Origin of the sequence: Pseudomonas sp. lyk4-R2A-8 (genome assembly GCF_030209095.1) — a bacterium.
In the GTDB taxonomy this organism is placed as follows: Bacteria; Pseudomonadota; Gammaproteobacteria; order Pseudomonadales; family Pseudomonadaceae; genus Aquipseudomonas; species Aquipseudomonas quebecensis.
The window spans coordinates 55,680-70,465 of the sequence record NZ_JARVSS010000009.1 but is presented as its reverse complement, the minus strand read 5'-3'; the positions used below and the strand labels follow the sequence as shown (position 1 = coordinate 70,465).

14 protein-coding genes are annotated in these 14,786 nt (G+C 60.1%); 8 read left to right on the top strand and 6 right to left on the bottom strand.

From position 1 onward, the window contains the following. Nucleotides 1-10 precede the first annotated feature (10 nt). From QRN10_RS09965 to QRN10_RS09950, 4 genes are all read left to right on the top strand, one after another. Nucleotides 11-727 carry a helix-turn-helix transcriptional regulator gene (locus QRN10_RS09965; RefSeq protein WP_181077233.1) on the top strand — a complete coding sequence of 239 codons (717 nt, stop codon included), beginning with the start codon at nucleotides 11-13 and terminating at the stop codon, nucleotides 725-727. Between the two features lie 51 nt (nucleotides 728-778). Next, a complete protein-coding gene (locus QRN10_RS09960; RefSeq protein ID WP_285428317.1) occupies nucleotides 779-1,114 on the top strand; it encodes a nuclear transport factor 2 family protein in 336 nt (111 codons plus the stop codon). A 15-nt stretch (nucleotides 1,115-1,129) separates the two neighbouring features. Then, complete coding sequence (gene zapE / locus QRN10_RS09955) at nucleotides 1,130-2,233, top strand: cell division protein ZapE (protein ID WP_285428316.1); 1,104 nt, start codon at nucleotides 1,130-1,132, stop codon at nucleotides 2,231-2,233. 173 nt (nucleotides 2,234-2,406) lie between these two features. Then, nucleotides 2,407-2,901: a GNAT family N-acetyltransferase gene (locus QRN10_RS09950; RefSeq protein ID WP_266249020.1), complete on the top strand. Its 495-nt coding sequence runs from the start codon at nucleotides 2,407-2,409 to the stop codon at nucleotides 2,899-2,901. 98 nt (nucleotides 2,902-2,999) lie between these two features. Here the strand turns inward: QRN10_RS09950 and QRN10_RS09945 are convergent, their stop codons facing one another. From QRN10_RS09945 to QRN10_RS09930, 4 genes are all read right to left on the bottom strand, one after another. After that, nucleotides 3,000-3,221: a hypothetical protein gene (locus QRN10_RS09945; protein ID WP_181077237.1), complete on the bottom strand. Its 222-nt coding sequence runs from the start codon at nucleotides 3,219-3,221 to the stop codon at nucleotides 3,000-3,002. Nucleotides 3,222-3,362: 141 nt separating this feature from the next. Further along, on the bottom strand, nucleotides 3,363-5,591 hold the full coding sequence (locus QRN10_RS09940) for a TonB-dependent siderophore receptor (protein WP_266249022.1): 2,229 nt from the start codon (nucleotides 5,589-5,591) through the stop codon (nucleotides 3,363-3,365). Between the two features lie 114 nt (nucleotides 5,592-5,705). Then, nucleotides 5,706-7,463, bottom strand: a complete 1,758-nt coding sequence (locus QRN10_RS09935) for a phosphoethanolamine transferase CptA (RefSeq protein WP_285428315.1) — start codon at nucleotides 7,461-7,463, stop codon at nucleotides 5,706-5,708. A 164-nt stretch (nucleotides 7,464-7,627) separates the two neighbouring features. Further along, a complete protein-coding gene (locus tag QRN10_RS09930; protein WP_258197640.1) occupies nucleotides 7,628-7,807 on the bottom strand; it encodes a DUF6026 family protein in 180 nt (59 codons plus the stop codon). Between the two features lie 271 nt (nucleotides 7,808-8,078). On the opposite strand from QRN10_RS09930, the gene gnd reads away from it, so the two are divergent. From gnd to QRN10_RS09915, 3 genes are read left to right on the top strand one after another with little or no spacing between them, the layout of a single operon-like run. Beyond that, a complete protein-coding gene (gene gnd / locus QRN10_RS09925; RefSeq protein WP_181077242.1) occupies nucleotides 8,079-9,062 on the top strand; it encodes a phosphogluconate dehydrogenase (NAD(+)-dependent, decarboxylating) in 984 nt (327 codons plus the stop codon). After that, on the top strand, nucleotides 9,059-10,582 hold the full coding sequence (gene zwf, locus QRN10_RS09920; protein ID WP_285428313.1) for a glucose-6-phosphate dehydrogenase: 1,524 nt from the start codon (nucleotides 9,059-9,061) through the stop codon (nucleotides 10,580-10,582). The genes gnd and zwf overlap by 4 nt, the downstream gene beginning before the upstream one ends. Beyond that, nucleotides 10,579-11,412 (top strand): HAD family hydrolase, encoded by an 834-nt coding sequence (locus QRN10_RS09915; protein ID WP_181077246.1) that lies wholly within the window; start codon nucleotides 10,579-10,581, stop codon nucleotides 11,410-11,412. Before zwf ends, QRN10_RS09915 begins: the two co-directional genes overlap by 4 nt. 57 nt (nucleotides 11,413-11,469) lie before the next feature. Here QRN10_RS09915 and QRN10_RS09910 read toward each other — a convergent pair whose 3' ends face one another. Then, a complete protein-coding gene (locus tag QRN10_RS09910; RefSeq protein WP_253506986.1) occupies nucleotides 11,470-11,730 on the bottom strand; it encodes a hypothetical protein in 261 nt (86 codons plus the stop codon). 343 nt (nucleotides 11,731-12,073) lie between these two features. Between QRN10_RS09910 and QRN10_RS09905 the strand changes: the two genes are divergently transcribed. After that, on the top strand, nucleotides 12,074-13,396 hold the full coding sequence (locus QRN10_RS09905) for a sigma-54 dependent transcriptional regulator (RefSeq protein WP_285428312.1): 1,323 nt from the start codon (nucleotides 12,074-12,076) through the stop codon (nucleotides 13,394-13,396). Between the two features lie 73 nt (nucleotides 13,397-13,469). Here QRN10_RS09905 and fapF read toward each other — a convergent pair whose 3' ends face one another. Then, on the bottom strand, nucleotides 13,470-14,774 hold the full coding sequence (fapF, locus tag QRN10_RS09900) for a fibril amyloid transporter FapF (RefSeq protein ID WP_253506990.1): 1,305 nt from the start codon (nucleotides 14,772-14,774) through the stop codon (nucleotides 13,470-13,472). Between the last annotated feature and the right edge of the window lie 12 nt (nucleotides 14,775-14,786).

Here is a 14,786-nt window from a genome sequence, read left to right as displayed (position 1 = left end):
AGTCATCAACGTGTCGCGCACCACTCGTTTATTGACCTTATTGCAGGCCCTGCGTGGCCGAAAGCGCCCGGTGACGGCTGCCGTGCTGGCTGCGCAGCTGGAGGTGTCCGAGCGCACGTTGTACCGCGACATCGCTGAGTTGACCGCGCTGGGTGCCCCCATCTTCGGCGAAGCCGGGGTAGGGTATGTGTTGCGCAGCGGCCTGTTCCTCCCGCCACTGATGCTCAATGCCGAGGAAACCGAGGCGATCGTATTGGGGTTGCGTTATGTGGATCAGCGCGGCGACGACGTGCTCAGCCGCGCCGCCGCCAACGCACTGGCGAAGATCGCCGATGTGCTGGACCCGGCCGCCCAGGAAGCCTTACGCAACCCGACCGTACTGCCGGGACCGCCGGGTTTCGGCTATCCGGAAAACCGTGTGCCGTTGAATGTGTTTCGCGAAGCGATACGCGGCCAGGCCAAGTTGCACATTGATTATGCGGACGCCAGCCAAACCCAAAGCCACCGCCTGATCTGGCCACTGGCCCTGGGCTTTCTGAATGAGGTACGGGTGATTGTCGCGTGGTGTGAACTGCGCGGCGCCTATCGCACCTTTCGCACTGACCGCGTGGCCAGCGCCGAGGCCCGTGGCGAACGCTATCCAGGGCGTCGCAGCGACTGGCTGCGGGCCTGGCGCAAGCAGATGGAAAGTAATGAGAGCGGCCAGTTCACTCCTGACAAAAACTGACACAACCACGGCTTAACATGGCCTGCAAAATTGACCAAAAGGAGTTGTGCCATGTCCATTCCCGAGTTGGCCCCGGCCATCGCCGCCTATCTTGAGGCCGCCAATACCCGCGACACCTCGACCGTTGCCCAATGGTTTGCCGAAGATGCCAATGTGTTCGATGACGGCGGGCACCTTGTCGGCACGGCTGCCATTGCGCACTGGATGCAAGACACGGCGCGCCGCTATCAGCCAAGGGGCGAGGTGCTCAATGTGCAACATCGCACCGGCAAGATACTGGTGCGCAACGTGGTGTCGGGTAATTTCCCAGGCAGCCCGCTGGAGCTGCGCTACACCTTTCGCCTGAACGAGCAGGGTAAGATTTCACGCCTGGACATTTCCGTGTAGGTCATACTGGCGGGCATGACTTTCGACTCGCCGCTCGCGGCCTACCAGCACGCCATCCACCAACAGGGTTTTGTTACCGACATCGCTCAGCGCCGCGCGGTCGAGGCCCTGCAAGCGTGTCATCAGGCTCTGCATCAGGGCCGCTCATCCCTCAGCGGCGTTTACCTGTGGGGGCCGGTGGGGCGTGGTAAAACCTGGTTGATGGACCAGTTCCATCAAAGCCTGCGCGTACCCGCGCGCCGCCAGCACTTTCATCATTTCATGGGGTGGGTGCACCAGCGTTTGTTCCAGTTGAGCGGTACGCCGGATCCGCTGCAGGCATTGGCGCGGGAGTTGAGCCACGAAGTGCGGGTGCTGTGCTTCGATGAGTTGTTCGTCAGTGACATCGGCGACGCGATAATCCTCGGCCGGTTGTTTCAGGTCATGTTTGAGCAGGGCGTGGTCATGGTCTGCACCTCCAACCAGCCACCCGATCAGTTGTATGCCGATGGCTTCAATCGTGAACGCCTGCTGCCGGGCATTGCGGCGCTCAAGCGGCATATGCAGGTGGTGGCGGTGGACGGCAGTGAGGATCACCGTTTGCACCCCGGCGTTGCCCAGCAGCGCTATTGGGTCAACCAGCCCGAGGTACTCGCCGAGGTATTCGAACGATTGGCCGAAGGGCAGGCGCTGACTCGCGGGCCGCTCGATGTGGGGCATCGCAGTATCGCCACCGTACAGGCCAGCGAACATGTGCTCTGGTGCCGCTATGTCGACCTGTGCGAGCAACCCTTGGCGGCGATGGATTTTATGCTGTTGTGCGATCGCTTCGAGGCGATTCTGCTCGGCGAGGTGCCTGAGTTGAGTGCGCAACGACGGCCGGGACGGATTGCCCGTGGTACCGAGGACGCGGCCCAGCGCGTTCTGGCCGGTGACCGCGAACTGCCTGCTTTGTCGATGCACGACGACAGCGTGCGCCGCTTTATCGCCTTGGTGGACGAGTGTTATGACCGCAAGGTGCCGTTGTACCTCGAGGCCCGAGTACCGCTGGAGCGCCTGTATACCGAGGGCTACCTGGAGTTTCCCTTCCGTCGCACCCTGAGCCGTTTACAGGAAATGCAGCTGCGGCGTTTCGGCTGATATCCGTAGGCCCCGTCCGTAACGACCCGCCATCGACGGCTTTGTGCCCATGAAGCCTTCGCGCTTTCACGCAGGTATTTGTAGTTAATCTCCTTCATCTCCCGCCGACTCCATGCTTACAATCGTGCCCTCAAAGGGAGCTGATTCCCTAGTTGTTGCTATCGAGGACGGAAATGGACACCCCTGACATCCTGGTGCTGCAAGCCAGCTATACCAACGCCGTGCATGCCGAGGCGATTGCCCTGGTACTTAACCATTACGCCGAAGGCCCCATGGGTGGCGGGCACAGCCTGCCACGCGATCTGTTGGAGCAGCTGCCGGCGGAGCTGGCCAAACGGCCGCATGCGTTCAGTGTGCTGGCGTTTGTCGGCGGTGAGCCTGCGGGGCTGGTCAATTGTTTTGAAGGTTTTTCCACCTTCGCATGCCGGCCGTTGGTCAATGTCCATGACGTGGTGGTGATGGAGGGTTTTCGAGGGCTGGGATTGAGTCAGAAAATGCTGCAGAAGGTCGAGGAAATCGCCAGGCAGCGCGGGTGCTGCAAAATCACCCTGGAAGTTCTTGAAGGTAACGACGTGGCGCAATCGGCTTACCGCAAGTTCGGCTTTGAGGCAGGCATGTTCGACCCGGCCCATGGCCGCATGCTGTTCTGGAATAAATCGCTTAATTAAATTCCGGCAAAAAAAAGGCGCCAATGCATGGCGCCAAAGTTCACTGTTGCCAAAGGAGCGTAATGGCAGAGCGTGTTGCGGATTAACTAAGGATTAAATCAACTCTTGGGTTGTTGCTCGGTGGTGGATTGTTCCACCGTTGCTTTTTTGAAGTCTTTGCCATCGGCGGACGCGGTTTGTTGGGTAGCGCCGTGAGCCTGCTGCTGAATGAAGGTGAAGTTGTCATAGAACGCCTTGGAACGCTCGGAGCCGCCTTCTGCGAAGGCGGCGGCGGAGGTCAGCGTCATCAGGCCGGCAAATATCAGGGTGGAGCATTTCATCGTGGTTTTCCCATTAACAGTAATCGGTATCCGGTCATGTCATGATCAGATTCATGGGGCGACTATGCCGGTAACTTATTAAGTGGGAATTAACGTAGAGCGGGCCGGAAGTTAATCTTCCCTTAACTTAGGCTTCCTGGTTTAAAGCGTCCAATCCAATGCCAGCGTGACCGCGCGCGGATCTCCCCAATAAACACCGTTATAGAAGCCGACACGCTCGTAATATTTTTTATCAAATAGATTGTTGATATTCAGCGAAGCCGAAAGATGGTCGTCGACCTGGTAGCGCGACATCAGGTTGACCACTGTGTAAGCCTGCTGGGTCATTTTGGCGCGGGTGGTGATCAGCTTTCCGTCGGCATCGCGTTCGCCCGTTGGCCGGTTGCCGAAATCATAGAAATCGCTTTGCCAATTCACTGCTCCACCGACGGTGAGTTGACGCCACGCGCCGGGTAACCGGTAGGCGCTGGAGAGCTTCAGCAGGTTCAGCGGCTGCCCGGTATTGTTGCGTTTGCTCGCGCCGTTCACCGAGTGGGTGTAGGTGTACCCGGCTGTAAGGTTCCAGTCCGGCATGATTTCACCGGCCACCTCCAGTTCGAAGCCGTTGACTTTGTTGCCCTTGCCGCCGGACGTGTAGTACTCCTCGCCGGTGACCGGGTTCGGTGCCACCGAATAGTCGCGTTCGGCAACGTTATCCTGGGTGCTCCAGAAATACGCAGCCGCCAGGTTCACGCGCTCGTTGAGCAGGCTGCCCTTGAGGCCGACTTCATAGTTACTGCCCACCACCGGTTCCAGGTACTTCTTGTTGGCATCGCGCAGGCTCTGGGGCTTGAAGATATCGGTGTAGCTCGCGTACACCGTGTACTGCGGCGTGAGGTCATAGAGCAGCCCGGCGTAGGGCGTCCACATATCGTTGTGGGTCTGGCGTGTCTTGTCGTTGGCCGTCAGCTGATCGTTGGCATCGTAGGTCGGCAACGCGCTTTCCAGCTCCCAACTGCCGTAGCGGCTGCCCAGCACAGCGTGCAGGCGGTCGGTGAGGCTCAGGCGTGTGGCCAGGTAGCCGGCTTTTTGCTTCTTGCTGCTGTGTTCGCCCTTGAGGTCGGTGACGGTGTCGCTGAACTTGGGAATGCCACCCATGTATTTCCAATCGTCGATGGTGTAGTAACTCGCGTCCAGGCTGCTGCGCATAAATGGCGAAACGTCCCGTTGCGCCGCCTCGCCGTAGCCCATCATCAGCGCATGTTCGCGCCCCAGCAGCGCATAACTGCCGGCCAGATTGAGGTCAACGGCTTCCATTCTCGAGGTGCCGCGCATATGGCTGGCCCAGGCGGTCATGCCGCTGCGGTCGTCGTTGGGAAAACCGGCGCCGCCGTAGTAGACCTTGCCATCCGTGTCGCTTTGTCGGTGGGTGTAGGCAGCCTTCAGGTGCCAGTCACCCGCCAGGCGATGATCCAGGGTCGCGAAAGTGGTTTTGTCGGTCAGTGGCCAGGAGCTCCAATGCGCCGCCATGTTGGTCGAGCGCGGCAGCCTGGCCTTGTCGCCCCGGCTGTTCCAGTAGGGCACGGTGCCCCAGGAGGTGCCTTGCACCTGTTTGTCCTGGTAATCAAACCCCACGGCCAATACGGTATCGTCCGACAGGTCACCCTCCAGAACGCCGTAGCCGACCGAGCGCTGCAGCGCATAATTGTCCCGGAACGACTGACTGTCGCGGTAGGCCAGCACCGTGCGCCCGCGCAGCCGGCCGTCGAATGCCAGCGGGCCGCCGACGTCCAGGTAACTGTAGTAATTGTCATGACTGGCACCGCTGACGCCGGTTTTCGCCTGCCAATCGGCTGTAGGGCGCTTGCGCACCATGTTCACGGTGGCCGAAGGATCGCCGGCTCCGGTGGTCAGGCCCGTCGCACCGCGCACCACTTCGATACGGTCGTAGATGATGGTGTCGGCGTCGGACTTCATGAAGCCGAACGTATTGAGCATCCCGTCGATCTGGAAATTGTTGATGCCGTAGCCACGGGAAGAATACGACACGCGATCGGAGTCGTTGTGCTGCACGTTGATCCCGGTGGTCTGGCGCAGCACATCGGTCAGGGTATTGAGGTTGAAGTCGTCCATCTGCTGGCGGGTGATCACCGAGATCGACTGTGGGGTTTCCTTGACGGACAGGTTCAAGCGCGTGGCGGTGCTCATGGAGCCCGTGGTGTACGCCCCGGTGTGCTCGGTGGTGGCGCCCAGGCCGTCGGCGCTGATGCGGGTGGCGGTCAGCTGCAGTGGCGCGTGGCTGTCATCGGTTTCGGCGAACGACCCGGGGCTCAGCGTTACGCTGAAGAGGCCGAGCGTGAGGGACATGGAACGGGTGAGGGGCGCGATCATCGCGGCAGTCTCCTTGTCGTCTTTGCGGCCTCTTCGGTAGGAAAAGGTCATTGCTCAAAGACGAAAGGAGCTGTCGAACTTTAGGTCTAAACGAGAATGATTGTTATCTTTTTGTTACGGTGCTGTCTTTTCCTGCAGCACTACATCCGTGGCCACCGGCTTTTTCGGCTTGATCAGGCTGAAGTCGATCAACGGCTTCTGCTGGCGCTGATACGGGTCGCCAATCAGCAGTGGGCGCGGGGTGAAGCTGTCGCTCACCAGGCTCTTGCTGCGGTCCAGTTCGTTGGCGCTCAACCCGGCCAGGTCGGCCCAGGTGTGGATCAGCTGTGAGCTGCTATAGGGCCGCTGCAGGTCGCCGGCAAAATCCCAGATATGGCTTTCGCGCCATTTCGGCGACGCGTAGGCCATGAATGGAATGGTGTACATCGGCGCGGTGGGCTTGCCCTCGTTACGGCCCAACGTGCTGTGGCCCGCCGAGTCGAACACGTCTTCGCCGTGGTCCGACAGGTACAGCAGGAAGCCATTGGGGTCGGTCTTGGCGTAGTCCTTGATCAGGCTGGACACCACGAAGTCGTTGTAAAGCACCGCATTGTCGTAGCTGTTGTAGGTCGGCAACTGGTCATCGCTGACGCCGGCGGGCACGCCTTGGCGGTCGGTGAACTTGTCGAAGCTCGGCGGGTAGCGGTACTGGTAGCTCATGTGCGTGCCCAGGAGGTGCACCACAATGAACTTGCGTTCGGCCGGATCGGCCAGCGCCTTGGAAAACGGCGCCAGGACGTCACCGTCATACTGGCGGGCGTTCTGGTTGCGATTGTTGTTGAGGTACACCTGCTCGTCGGCCTGTTCGGAAAAGGTCGTCAGCATGGTGTTGCGCTTGGTCATGGTCTGCTGGTTGGTGATCCAATAGGTCTTGTAACCCGCCTGTTTCATCACGCTGACGATCGACGGGGTCTTGAGGTACAGGTCGGGGTTCTCTTCGTCGGCGAAGGTCAGCACCTGCTGCAGCGCCTCAATGGTGTAGGGGCGGGGGGTGATGACGTTGTCGAATACGGCCAATTGGTCGCGCAGTTTGTCCAGTTCCGGCGTAGTAGCGCGCGGGTAGCCGTAAAGGCTCATGCGCTGGCGGTTGGTCGATTCGCCGATCACCAGTACCAGGGTCGAAGGCTGGCCGGCGCCGGCATCCTTGAGGTTGGTCAGGGGCGGGATCTGGCTGGCGCTGTGGAGCATGCCCTGCATGTTGTCCAACTGCTCGGTGTAGCGGCGGTAGGCGACGATCATCTGCCAGGGCACGGCGGGCTCGATACGGGTCTCGAAGCGGTCGATGCCCTCTGCCAGCGTCTCGCTGCGAGCGATCTGCTTGACCAGCGGGTAGCCGATAACGGCCACCAGGATCGCGGTCGCCGCCACCAGCGCCTGGGCACGGGGCAGGTAGACCGGGCGAATCCGGCTCCAGAGGAAGATCGCCACGGCGGTGTGGGCGATAAAGGCCAGCACGATCCACCAGGCGAAGTATTGGGTCAGGTATTCACCGGCTTCGGAGATGTTCGACTCGAACATGATGAAGATGACGCTCTGGGAAAATTCCTGCTGGTAGACAAAGAAATATCCCAGGCTGGCCATGGAGCAGGCCCACAGCACCACGCCGATCACGGCGGCCATTACCCGGGTCTGGCGTGGAAACACCAGCACGGGCGCGAGCCACAGTGCACTCATGAAGAAGGCTTGACGAAAACCGCTGAAACCGGAGGTGCCGCTGAGTTGTATCAGCAGTTGGGTAATACCCGAGAAGTACCAGAAAAACACAAACAGCCAGCCAAGACCGGCCCAATCGAAACCTTTCGCAGACTTTGTGCTGCGTTTGAACATTGCCATCCGGCGCTCCAACCCAAGAATTTTCCAGTCGACGCACAGGGCTGCACGCACAACGCAGGCCACTTTCGGTATCCGGTGGCCTTTGGGGGCGGGAGTATCGGGAACGACGTGTGAAAACTTTGTGAGATTTTTGTAGCCTTTATCTTACAAAGCAATGACCGGTCTCAGCAGAGTGCGGGCTGTGCGCCGGCTTGCTGATCCAGTTGGGCTTGAATGATGTGGGAGCGCAGGCGCATGACTTCCTGCTGCAACTGCTCGCGCTCGTCCTGCAACTGGCGCAATTCATCGCGACGAATAGTGACGTAGAGGGTCTGTGGAGGACGGGTCATCTGTACAGTGCTCATTGCTTACCTCGCAAATAGCCGGTGTGTCGCGGTGTGCCAGAACGCTTGAGTCGAGGTTCTCGGCATCAGTCGGAAGCAATTCTGAATTCTTTTTCACATCAATGGAACTTTTTTATTTTTGGTGGTCGTGTGACTTTTACCGGGGTGATGGTGAAACGATGGCATCTTTTTTAGCATGAAACTACAGGGATCCGCTCTGGACTAACCCTCATTAGCCTCATTGCGCTATAAACTATGTCACACATTTTTTAGCAGTTAGGAGCATCAGCACATGCAACTGGGGATTATCGGACTAGGCCGCATGGGCGGGAATATTGCACGGCGCCTGATGCTCAATGGGCATACCACCGTTGTTTACGACCGTAACGAAGCCTTTGTCAAAGGCTTGAGCGAAGAGGGCGCCACCGGCGTTGCCGACCTGAAGGCCCTGGTGGCCGGGTTGCAGAAACCGCGTGCTGTCTGGGTGATGTTGCCGGCAGGCGACCCCACCGAAAACACCATCAATGAACTCAGTGAGCTGCTGGAAGACGGTGACGTGATCATCGACGGCGGCAACACCAACTATAAGGATGACGTACGTCGCGCCAAGGCGCTGTCGGAAAAAGGCCTGCACTATGTTGACGTGGGCACGTCCGGCGGTGTCTGGGGCCTGGAACGCGGTTATTGCATGATGATCGGTGGCGACACCGAAACCGTGCAGCGCCTCGACCCGATTTTCGCCAGCCTGGCGCCGGGCCTGGGCAATATCCCGCGCACCAGGGACCGTTCCGCCGCCGCTGATCCGCGTGCCGAGCACGGCTACATCCATGCAGGCCCGGCCGGCTCCGGGCATTTCGTCAAGATGATCCATAACGGTATCGAATACGGGATGATGCAGGCGTTCGCCGAGGGCTTCGACATTCTCAAGACCAAGAACTCGGAAAACCTGCCGCAGGACCAGCGCTTCGACCTGAATGTTGCCGATATCGCCGAAGTCTGGCGCCGTGGCAGCGTGGTGTCTTCGTGGCTGCTGGACCTGACCGCCGATGCACTGGCCACCGACCCGAAACTCGACGGTTATTCCGGCTCCGTGGCCGACAGTGGCGAAGGCCGCTGGACCATCGAGGCCGCCATGGAACAGGCGGTGCCGGTGCCGGTGCTGTCCACCTCGCTGTTCGCCCGTTTCCGCTCGCGCCAGCAGAGCACCTACGGTGACAAGATGCTGTCGGCGATGCGCTTCGGCTTCGGTGGTCACGTGGAGACTTCCAAAAAATGACGGCTAACGGCAAAAAACTGAAGGCCGAACCCGCTCCACCCACCACCTTGTTTCTGTTTGGCGCCCATGGCGACCTGGTCAAGCGTCTGCTCATGCCGGCGCTGTACAACCTCAGTCGCGATGGCCTGCTGGGTGACGGCTTGCGCATCGTCGGCGTTGATCACAACGCCATCAGCGATGTGGACTTCGCCAAGAAACTCGAAGACTTCATCCGCACCGAGGCGGCGAGCAAGGTCAAGGGCAATGTCGACAATGCCCTCGACCCGCAGCTGTGGGCGCAGTTGGCCAAGGGTATCAGCTACGTTGAGGGCGACTTTCTCGACGACAGTACCTACGCCGATATCGGCAGGAAAATCGCCGAGAGCGGTACCGGCAACGCGGTGTTCTACCTGGCTACCGCGCCGCGTTTCTTCAGTGAAGTGGTGCAGCGTCTGGGCAGCGCCGGGCTGTTGAGTGAAACCGACGACAGTTTCCGGCGCGTGGTGATCGAAAAACCCTTCGGGTCCGACCTCGCCACCGCAGAAGCGTTGAACGCCAGCCTGCTCAAGGTCATGAGCGAGAAGCAGATTTATCGCATCGATCATTACCTGGGCAAGGAGACGGTGCAGAACATTCTGATCAGCCGTTTCTCCAACGTGCTGTTCGAGGCGTTCTGGAACAACCACTACATCGATCACGTGCAAATCACCGCCGCCGAAACCGTCGGCGTGGAGACACGGGGCAACTTCTTCGAAAAAACCGGCACCTTGCGCGACATGGTGCCCAACCACCTGTTCCAGCTGTTGGCGATGGTGGCGATGGAACCGCCGGCGGCGTTCGGTGCCGACGCGGTGCGCGGGGAAAAGGCCAAAGTTATCGGTGCCGTGCGCCCCTGGTCGCTGGAAGACGCGCGCGCCAACTCCGTACGCGGGCAGTACACCGCCGGCGAAATCGGCGGCAAGGCATTGCCGGGGTATCGCGAAGAGGCCAATGTCGCACCAGACAGCAGCACCGAGACGTTCGTGGCGCTCAAGGTCATGATCGACAACTGGCGCTGGGTCGGCGTGCCGTTCTACCTGCGCACCGGCAAGCGCATGAGCGTGCGCGATACCGAAATCGTGATCTGCTTCAAGCCGGCGCCCTACGCACAGTTTCGCGACACCGAGGTGGACGAAGTCAAGCCCACCTACCTGAAAATCCAGATCCAGCCCAATGAAGGCATGTGGTTCGACCTGTTGGCGAAAAAGCCCGGGCCGACCCTGGACATGGCCAATATTCAGCTGGGCTTTGCCTACAAGGACTTCTTCGAAATGCAGCCGTCGACCGGGTACGAAACCCTGATCTACGACTGCATGACGGGCGATCAGACCTTGTTCCAGCGTGCCGACAATATCGAGAACGGCTGGCGCGCGGTGCAGCCGTTCCTCGACGCATGGAAGGAAGACGATGGTATCCAGACCTACAAGGCCGGCGAAGATGGCCCGGCGGCGGCCGACACGCTGCTGGCCCGTGATGGCCGCACCTGGCACACACTCGGATGAGTGATGCCGCGATCCATCCCATCCGTTTTATCCTCAGCGACGTGGATGGCACGTTGCTGCATCCCGACCATCGTCTCAGCCAGCGTACAGTCGATGCGGTGCGTGCGCTGCGCGAGGCCGGCGTACTGTTCAGCCTGGCCAGCGGGCGCCCGCCAAAAGCCATGCGGCACCTGATCGAGACGTTCGGTATCGACGTTCCGGTGGCGGGTTTCAATGGCGGCACCTTGGTGCACCCGGACGGCAGCATCCTGGTGGCTCACCATTTGCCGGCGGAGGCGGCGCTGATCGCCCTGGCGTTGTTTTCGGCCGAGCCGGACGTGGAAGTGTGGATGTTTGCCGATGGCGATTGGCTGCGCCGTGGCGAGCCGGGCCCGATGGAACCGCGCGAAACCGCTGGGCTGGGCTATGGCCCGCAGGTCGTGGAAAGCTTTGAGCCGTACCTGGACCGTGTCGACAAGATCGTTGCCGCCAGCCTCAATACGCAGTTATTGGTGGAGCTGGAAGCGCGATTGCATCCCAAGGTCGAGGGGCTGGCCCAGGTATCGCGCTCACAGCCGGTGTATCTGGACGTGACGGCCATGCTGGCGAACAAGGGCGAGGCCTTGAAAACCTTGGCCGAACACCTGGGTGTGCCGCTGGAGCAGACGGCGGCAATTGGCGACGGCGGGAATGACCCGGCGATGTTTCACGTCGCCGGTTTGTCGATTGCCATGGGGCAGGCGGAAGAAACCGTCAAGCGCCAGGCCAATGTGGTAACCGGCAGCAATAGCCAAGAGGGCGCCGCAGAAGCATTCGAGCGATTTATCCTGCAAACGCACCCACGGCCTTAGTTTCAACGGCGCAACTTGCGAGCATTGTTTGCAATGCTCGCAAGTGGGTGTCTGTTATTACTTTGGCATTGCCCAGGATTGCAAGCGGTAGCCGTTTTTATCCAACTCGGCACGAGCCTGCAACAGCAGGTTTTCCAATTGTGCAGGATCGGTATAGGCACTCGACGAAAGTTGCTTGCGGCCGATGTGGGTATTAGTGCGGTCGACGACGCTTAGGCTGAGGGCGCCGTTGCCATCGTGCCAGGCCACGCACTGAAAGGGCTGGAAGGCACGGTCTGCGATCAAAAGAGCTTCGTTGATGCGGAGCGGGGCGTTCATTGGGGTCTCTCTCTAAATGCCCGATCAGGTAGTGCCGTCGGTTGGGCGAGCCAGGCGGCGAGTTACTTGTACTGATGCACGATGGCGGGGTGCGGGTCACATGCTAGAGCAACAATTTTCAACTTTCTGTGATTGAGGTCATGTAAGCGGCTGTTTTAAAAGCGCATTGATTGTGTGCGCCGGTTTCAACTTTTTGTTTGTCGAAGCCAAAAGATGGCTTTTTGCCCCGACTTATAGCAAAACGATACAAGGCTCGCGTCAAGATCTTGCTAGGGTTAGCAGCAGTCGTTACAAACTGTTGTTTCTAAATAACTTTAACGATTTTTGACGCCAAGGATCAGTCATGGGTGTGCCTGCCGTTCAACGCCGTTTGCTCGTGGTCGACCCGTGCGATGACTGTCATGGGCTGCTGCCTGGTTTGCGCACGGAGGGGTGGGAGGTGGACAGCTGTGCGCTGGAAGGGGTAGGTGATCGCTCCTGCGATGTCGGCTTGCTGCGCTTGCAGCCTGAACACCTGAAGCGTCCTGAAGCGGTCAAGGAGCTGATCGGCCGCAGCGGCACTGAATGGATTGCCGTGCTCAGCCAGGATGTACTGCGTTTGCAGAACGTCGGCGATTTTGTCTGCGAGTGGTTTTTCGACTTCCATACCTTGCCCTTCGACGTCTCCCGCGTACAGGTCACCCTGGGGCGCGCGTTCGGTATGGCGCGCCTGCGCGGTAAAGGTCATATGCCGGTGGATGAGGGGCATGAACTGCTCGGAGACAGCCGACCCATTCGTGAGCTGCGCAAACTGTTATCCAAACTCGCGCCCACCGAGTCGCCCGTATTGATACGTGGCGACAGCGGCACCGGCAAAGAGTTAGTGGCCAAGACCCTGCATCGCCAGTCTCAGCGTCATGCCAGGCCGTTCGTGGCGATCAACTGCGGTGCGATTGCGGAACACCTGATTCAATCCGAACTGTTCGGCCACGAAAAAGGCGCGTTCACCGGCGCCCACCAGCGCAAGATCGGGCGTATCGAGGCGGCCAACGGCGGCACATTGTTCCTCGATGAAATCGGCGACTTGCCGATGGAACTGCAAGCCAACCTGCTGCGTTTTCTGCAGGAGAAGCATATCGAGCGCGTCGGCGGCAACCAGCCGATTCCGGTGGACGTGCGTGTGCTGGCCGCGACCCACGTCGATCTTGAGGCCGCCGTGACCAAGGGTGCGTTCCGCGAAGACTTGTACTACCGCCTCAATGTGCTGCAGGTGGTAACCGCGCCGTTGCGTGAGCGCCACGGTGACGTGGCGATGCTGGCCAACCATTTTTCGCGTTTCTACAGCCAGGAAACCGGGCGGCGCCCGCGCAGTTTCAGCGAAGACGCCTTGGCGGCAATGGGGCAGCACCCTTGGCCGGGCAACGTGCGCGAGCTGGCCAACCGGGTACGTCGCGGGCTGGTACTCGCCGAAGGCCGGCAGATCGAAGCCGTTGATCTGGGTTTGCAGGGCGAGCAGGCAATCGCGCCACCCTTGGCTACACTCGAAGACTACAAGCACCGCGCCGAACGCCAGGCGTTGTGCGATGTGCTCAACCGTCACAGCGACAACCTGAGTGTCGCTGCCCGTGTGCTCGGTGTGTCCCGGCCCACGTTTTACCGGTTGCTGCACAAACACCAGATCCGCTAGGGCGGGTAAACCGAAAAGCCCCGCAACGACCCTTATCGTTGCGGGGCTTTTCCTTGTGTGCCGAACGCTGTGGTTAGAAGTAGTACGGGAATTTCAGGCTGAAGGTGAAATCCGGCGCATCGTCGGTCATGCCGATCGCCAGGTTCGGCACGATCGTCAGGTTATCCGACGCCGCAATCGTCATGCCTACGTTGAAATACCCGGCATTGGCATCGCTGGACACCACCGACTGCCAGTCGCCGCCGTTGGGCTTGAGCCGGCTTTTGCGCTGCACCAGATCGGACACCGAGAACGACATACTCATTTTCTCGTTCAGCGCGAACGCCACGCCCATGCCGACCTGGAAACTGTCGCCCAGGCTGACTTTGCCGCCGACCTTCTGGTTGACGTCGCTGCTGATGTCGTCGAACGAGTCTTCGAAGTTATGGGTGTAGGACAGCGAGCCGAACAGCACGGCCGGGTCGAACGTCTTGACCAGGGAGATCCCCGGTGTGATCGACCACACCCCGTTGCCGGTGGGCAGGCTTTCGGGCACGAACAGGTTGTCGTTGCCGGCTGTTTGGATGAGCTTGATGCCAAACGGTTCTTTGCCCGTCGGCGCCTTGACGCGCAACGACACCACCGCATCCGGCAGGGTCGGGGTTTCGTCGAGGAACTTGTAGGCGACGCCGAAATTCACGTCGCCGATGGTCGGGTCACGGGTCACCGACGCTTCGGATGTCGCCGTACCGTTATTGCCGGCGCCTGCCGACTGGTACGTCGAGTCGCGGTACACCACCGGCACGTTCACGTCGAATTGCCAACGGTTGTCGACGTTGTAGCGCCCGGTCAGGTCCAGGGTCCAGTTGTCCGACTTGATCCGATCAAGGTTGATATTGCCGAGGAAGATCGAGTCCAGCGCCAGAAAGCCATTGAGGGTCAACTGGCGCGCGTCGTAGCGCGCGTAGGTGACGCCGGTTTCAAAGCTGAACTTGCCATTGCCGAAAAAGCCGCTGGCTTCGTTATACAGGTTGCTGACGCTTTGCGCAGGCGCCGAATCGTCCTTCAGGGACTGCCCATACGAACTGCCTCCGCCCGCACCGCCTGAAGCCGCCGCGGCACCCGTACCGGTGCCGGCCACGTTGGTGCCGCCTTTCTGGAAGTCGGCAGGGGATTTGGCCAGGCGTTTGGGGGCCGGCGTCGCCGGTTGATCCTCGACCTGACGCACGCGCTGTTCGAGCACGGCCAAGGCCTTTTGCTGCACTTCGTAACGTTGCTTGAGCTCCAGGAGTTCCTGTTTGAGGGTTTCGATATCGGCATCCGGCGCGGCATACAACACGGATGCGGGTAAGAGCGTACTTAGACAGACTACCGCGCGGAGCGATAACGATCGATGCATGAAATAAGCCGT

What these genes read in the sequence shown, in the direction of transcription:
- QRN10_RS09960 (WP_285428317.1), top strand. Translation starts at nt 779, where the DNA reads ATGTCCATTCCCGAGTTGGCCCCGGCCATCGCCGCCTATCTTGAGGCC.
- zapE (WP_285428316.1), top strand. Translation starts at nt 1,130, where the DNA reads ATGACTTTCGACTCGCCGCTCGCGGCCTACCAGCACGCCATCCACCAA.
- QRN10_RS09950 (WP_266249020.1), top strand. Translation starts at nt 2,407, where the DNA reads ATGGACACCCCTGACATCCTGGTGCTGCAAGCCAGCTATACCAACGCC.
- QRN10_RS09945 (WP_181077237.1), bottom strand. Translation starts at nt 3,221, where the DNA reads ATGAAATGCTCCACCCTGATATTTGCCGGCCTGATGACGCTGACCTCC.
- QRN10_RS09940 (WP_266249022.1), bottom strand. Translation starts at nt 5,591, where the DNA reads ATGATCGCGCCCCTCACCCGTTCCATGTCCCTCACGCTCGGCCTCTTC.
- QRN10_RS09935 (WP_285428315.1), bottom strand. Translation starts at nt 7,463, where the DNA reads ATGGCAATGTTCAAACGCAGCACAAAGTCTGCGAAAGGTTTCGATTGG.
- QRN10_RS09930 (WP_258197640.1), bottom strand. Translation starts at nt 7,807, where the DNA reads ATGAGCACTGTACAGATGACCCGTCCTCCACAGACCCTCTACGTCACT.
- gnd (WP_181077242.1), top strand. Translation starts at nt 8,079, where the DNA reads ATGCAACTGGGGATTATCGGACTAGGCCGCATGGGCGGGAATATTGCA.
- zwf (WP_285428313.1), top strand. Translation starts at nt 9,059, where the DNA reads ATGACGGCTAACGGCAAAAAACTGAAGGCCGAACCCGCTCCACCCACC.
- QRN10_RS09915 (WP_181077246.1), top strand. Translation starts at nt 10,579, where the DNA reads ATGAGTGATGCCGCGATCCATCCCATCCGTTTTATCCTCAGCGACGTG.
- QRN10_RS09910 (WP_253506986.1), bottom strand. Translation starts at nt 11,730, where the DNA reads ATGAACGCCCCGCTCCGCATCAACGAAGCTCTTTTGATCGCAGACCGT.
- QRN10_RS09905 (WP_285428312.1), top strand. Translation starts at nt 12,074, where the DNA reads ATGGGTGTGCCTGCCGTTCAACGCCGTTTGCTCGTGGTCGACCCGTGC.
- fapF (WP_253506990.1), bottom strand. Translation starts at nt 14,774, where the DNA reads ATGCATCGATCGTTATCGCTCCGCGCGGTAGTCTGTCTAAGTACGCTC.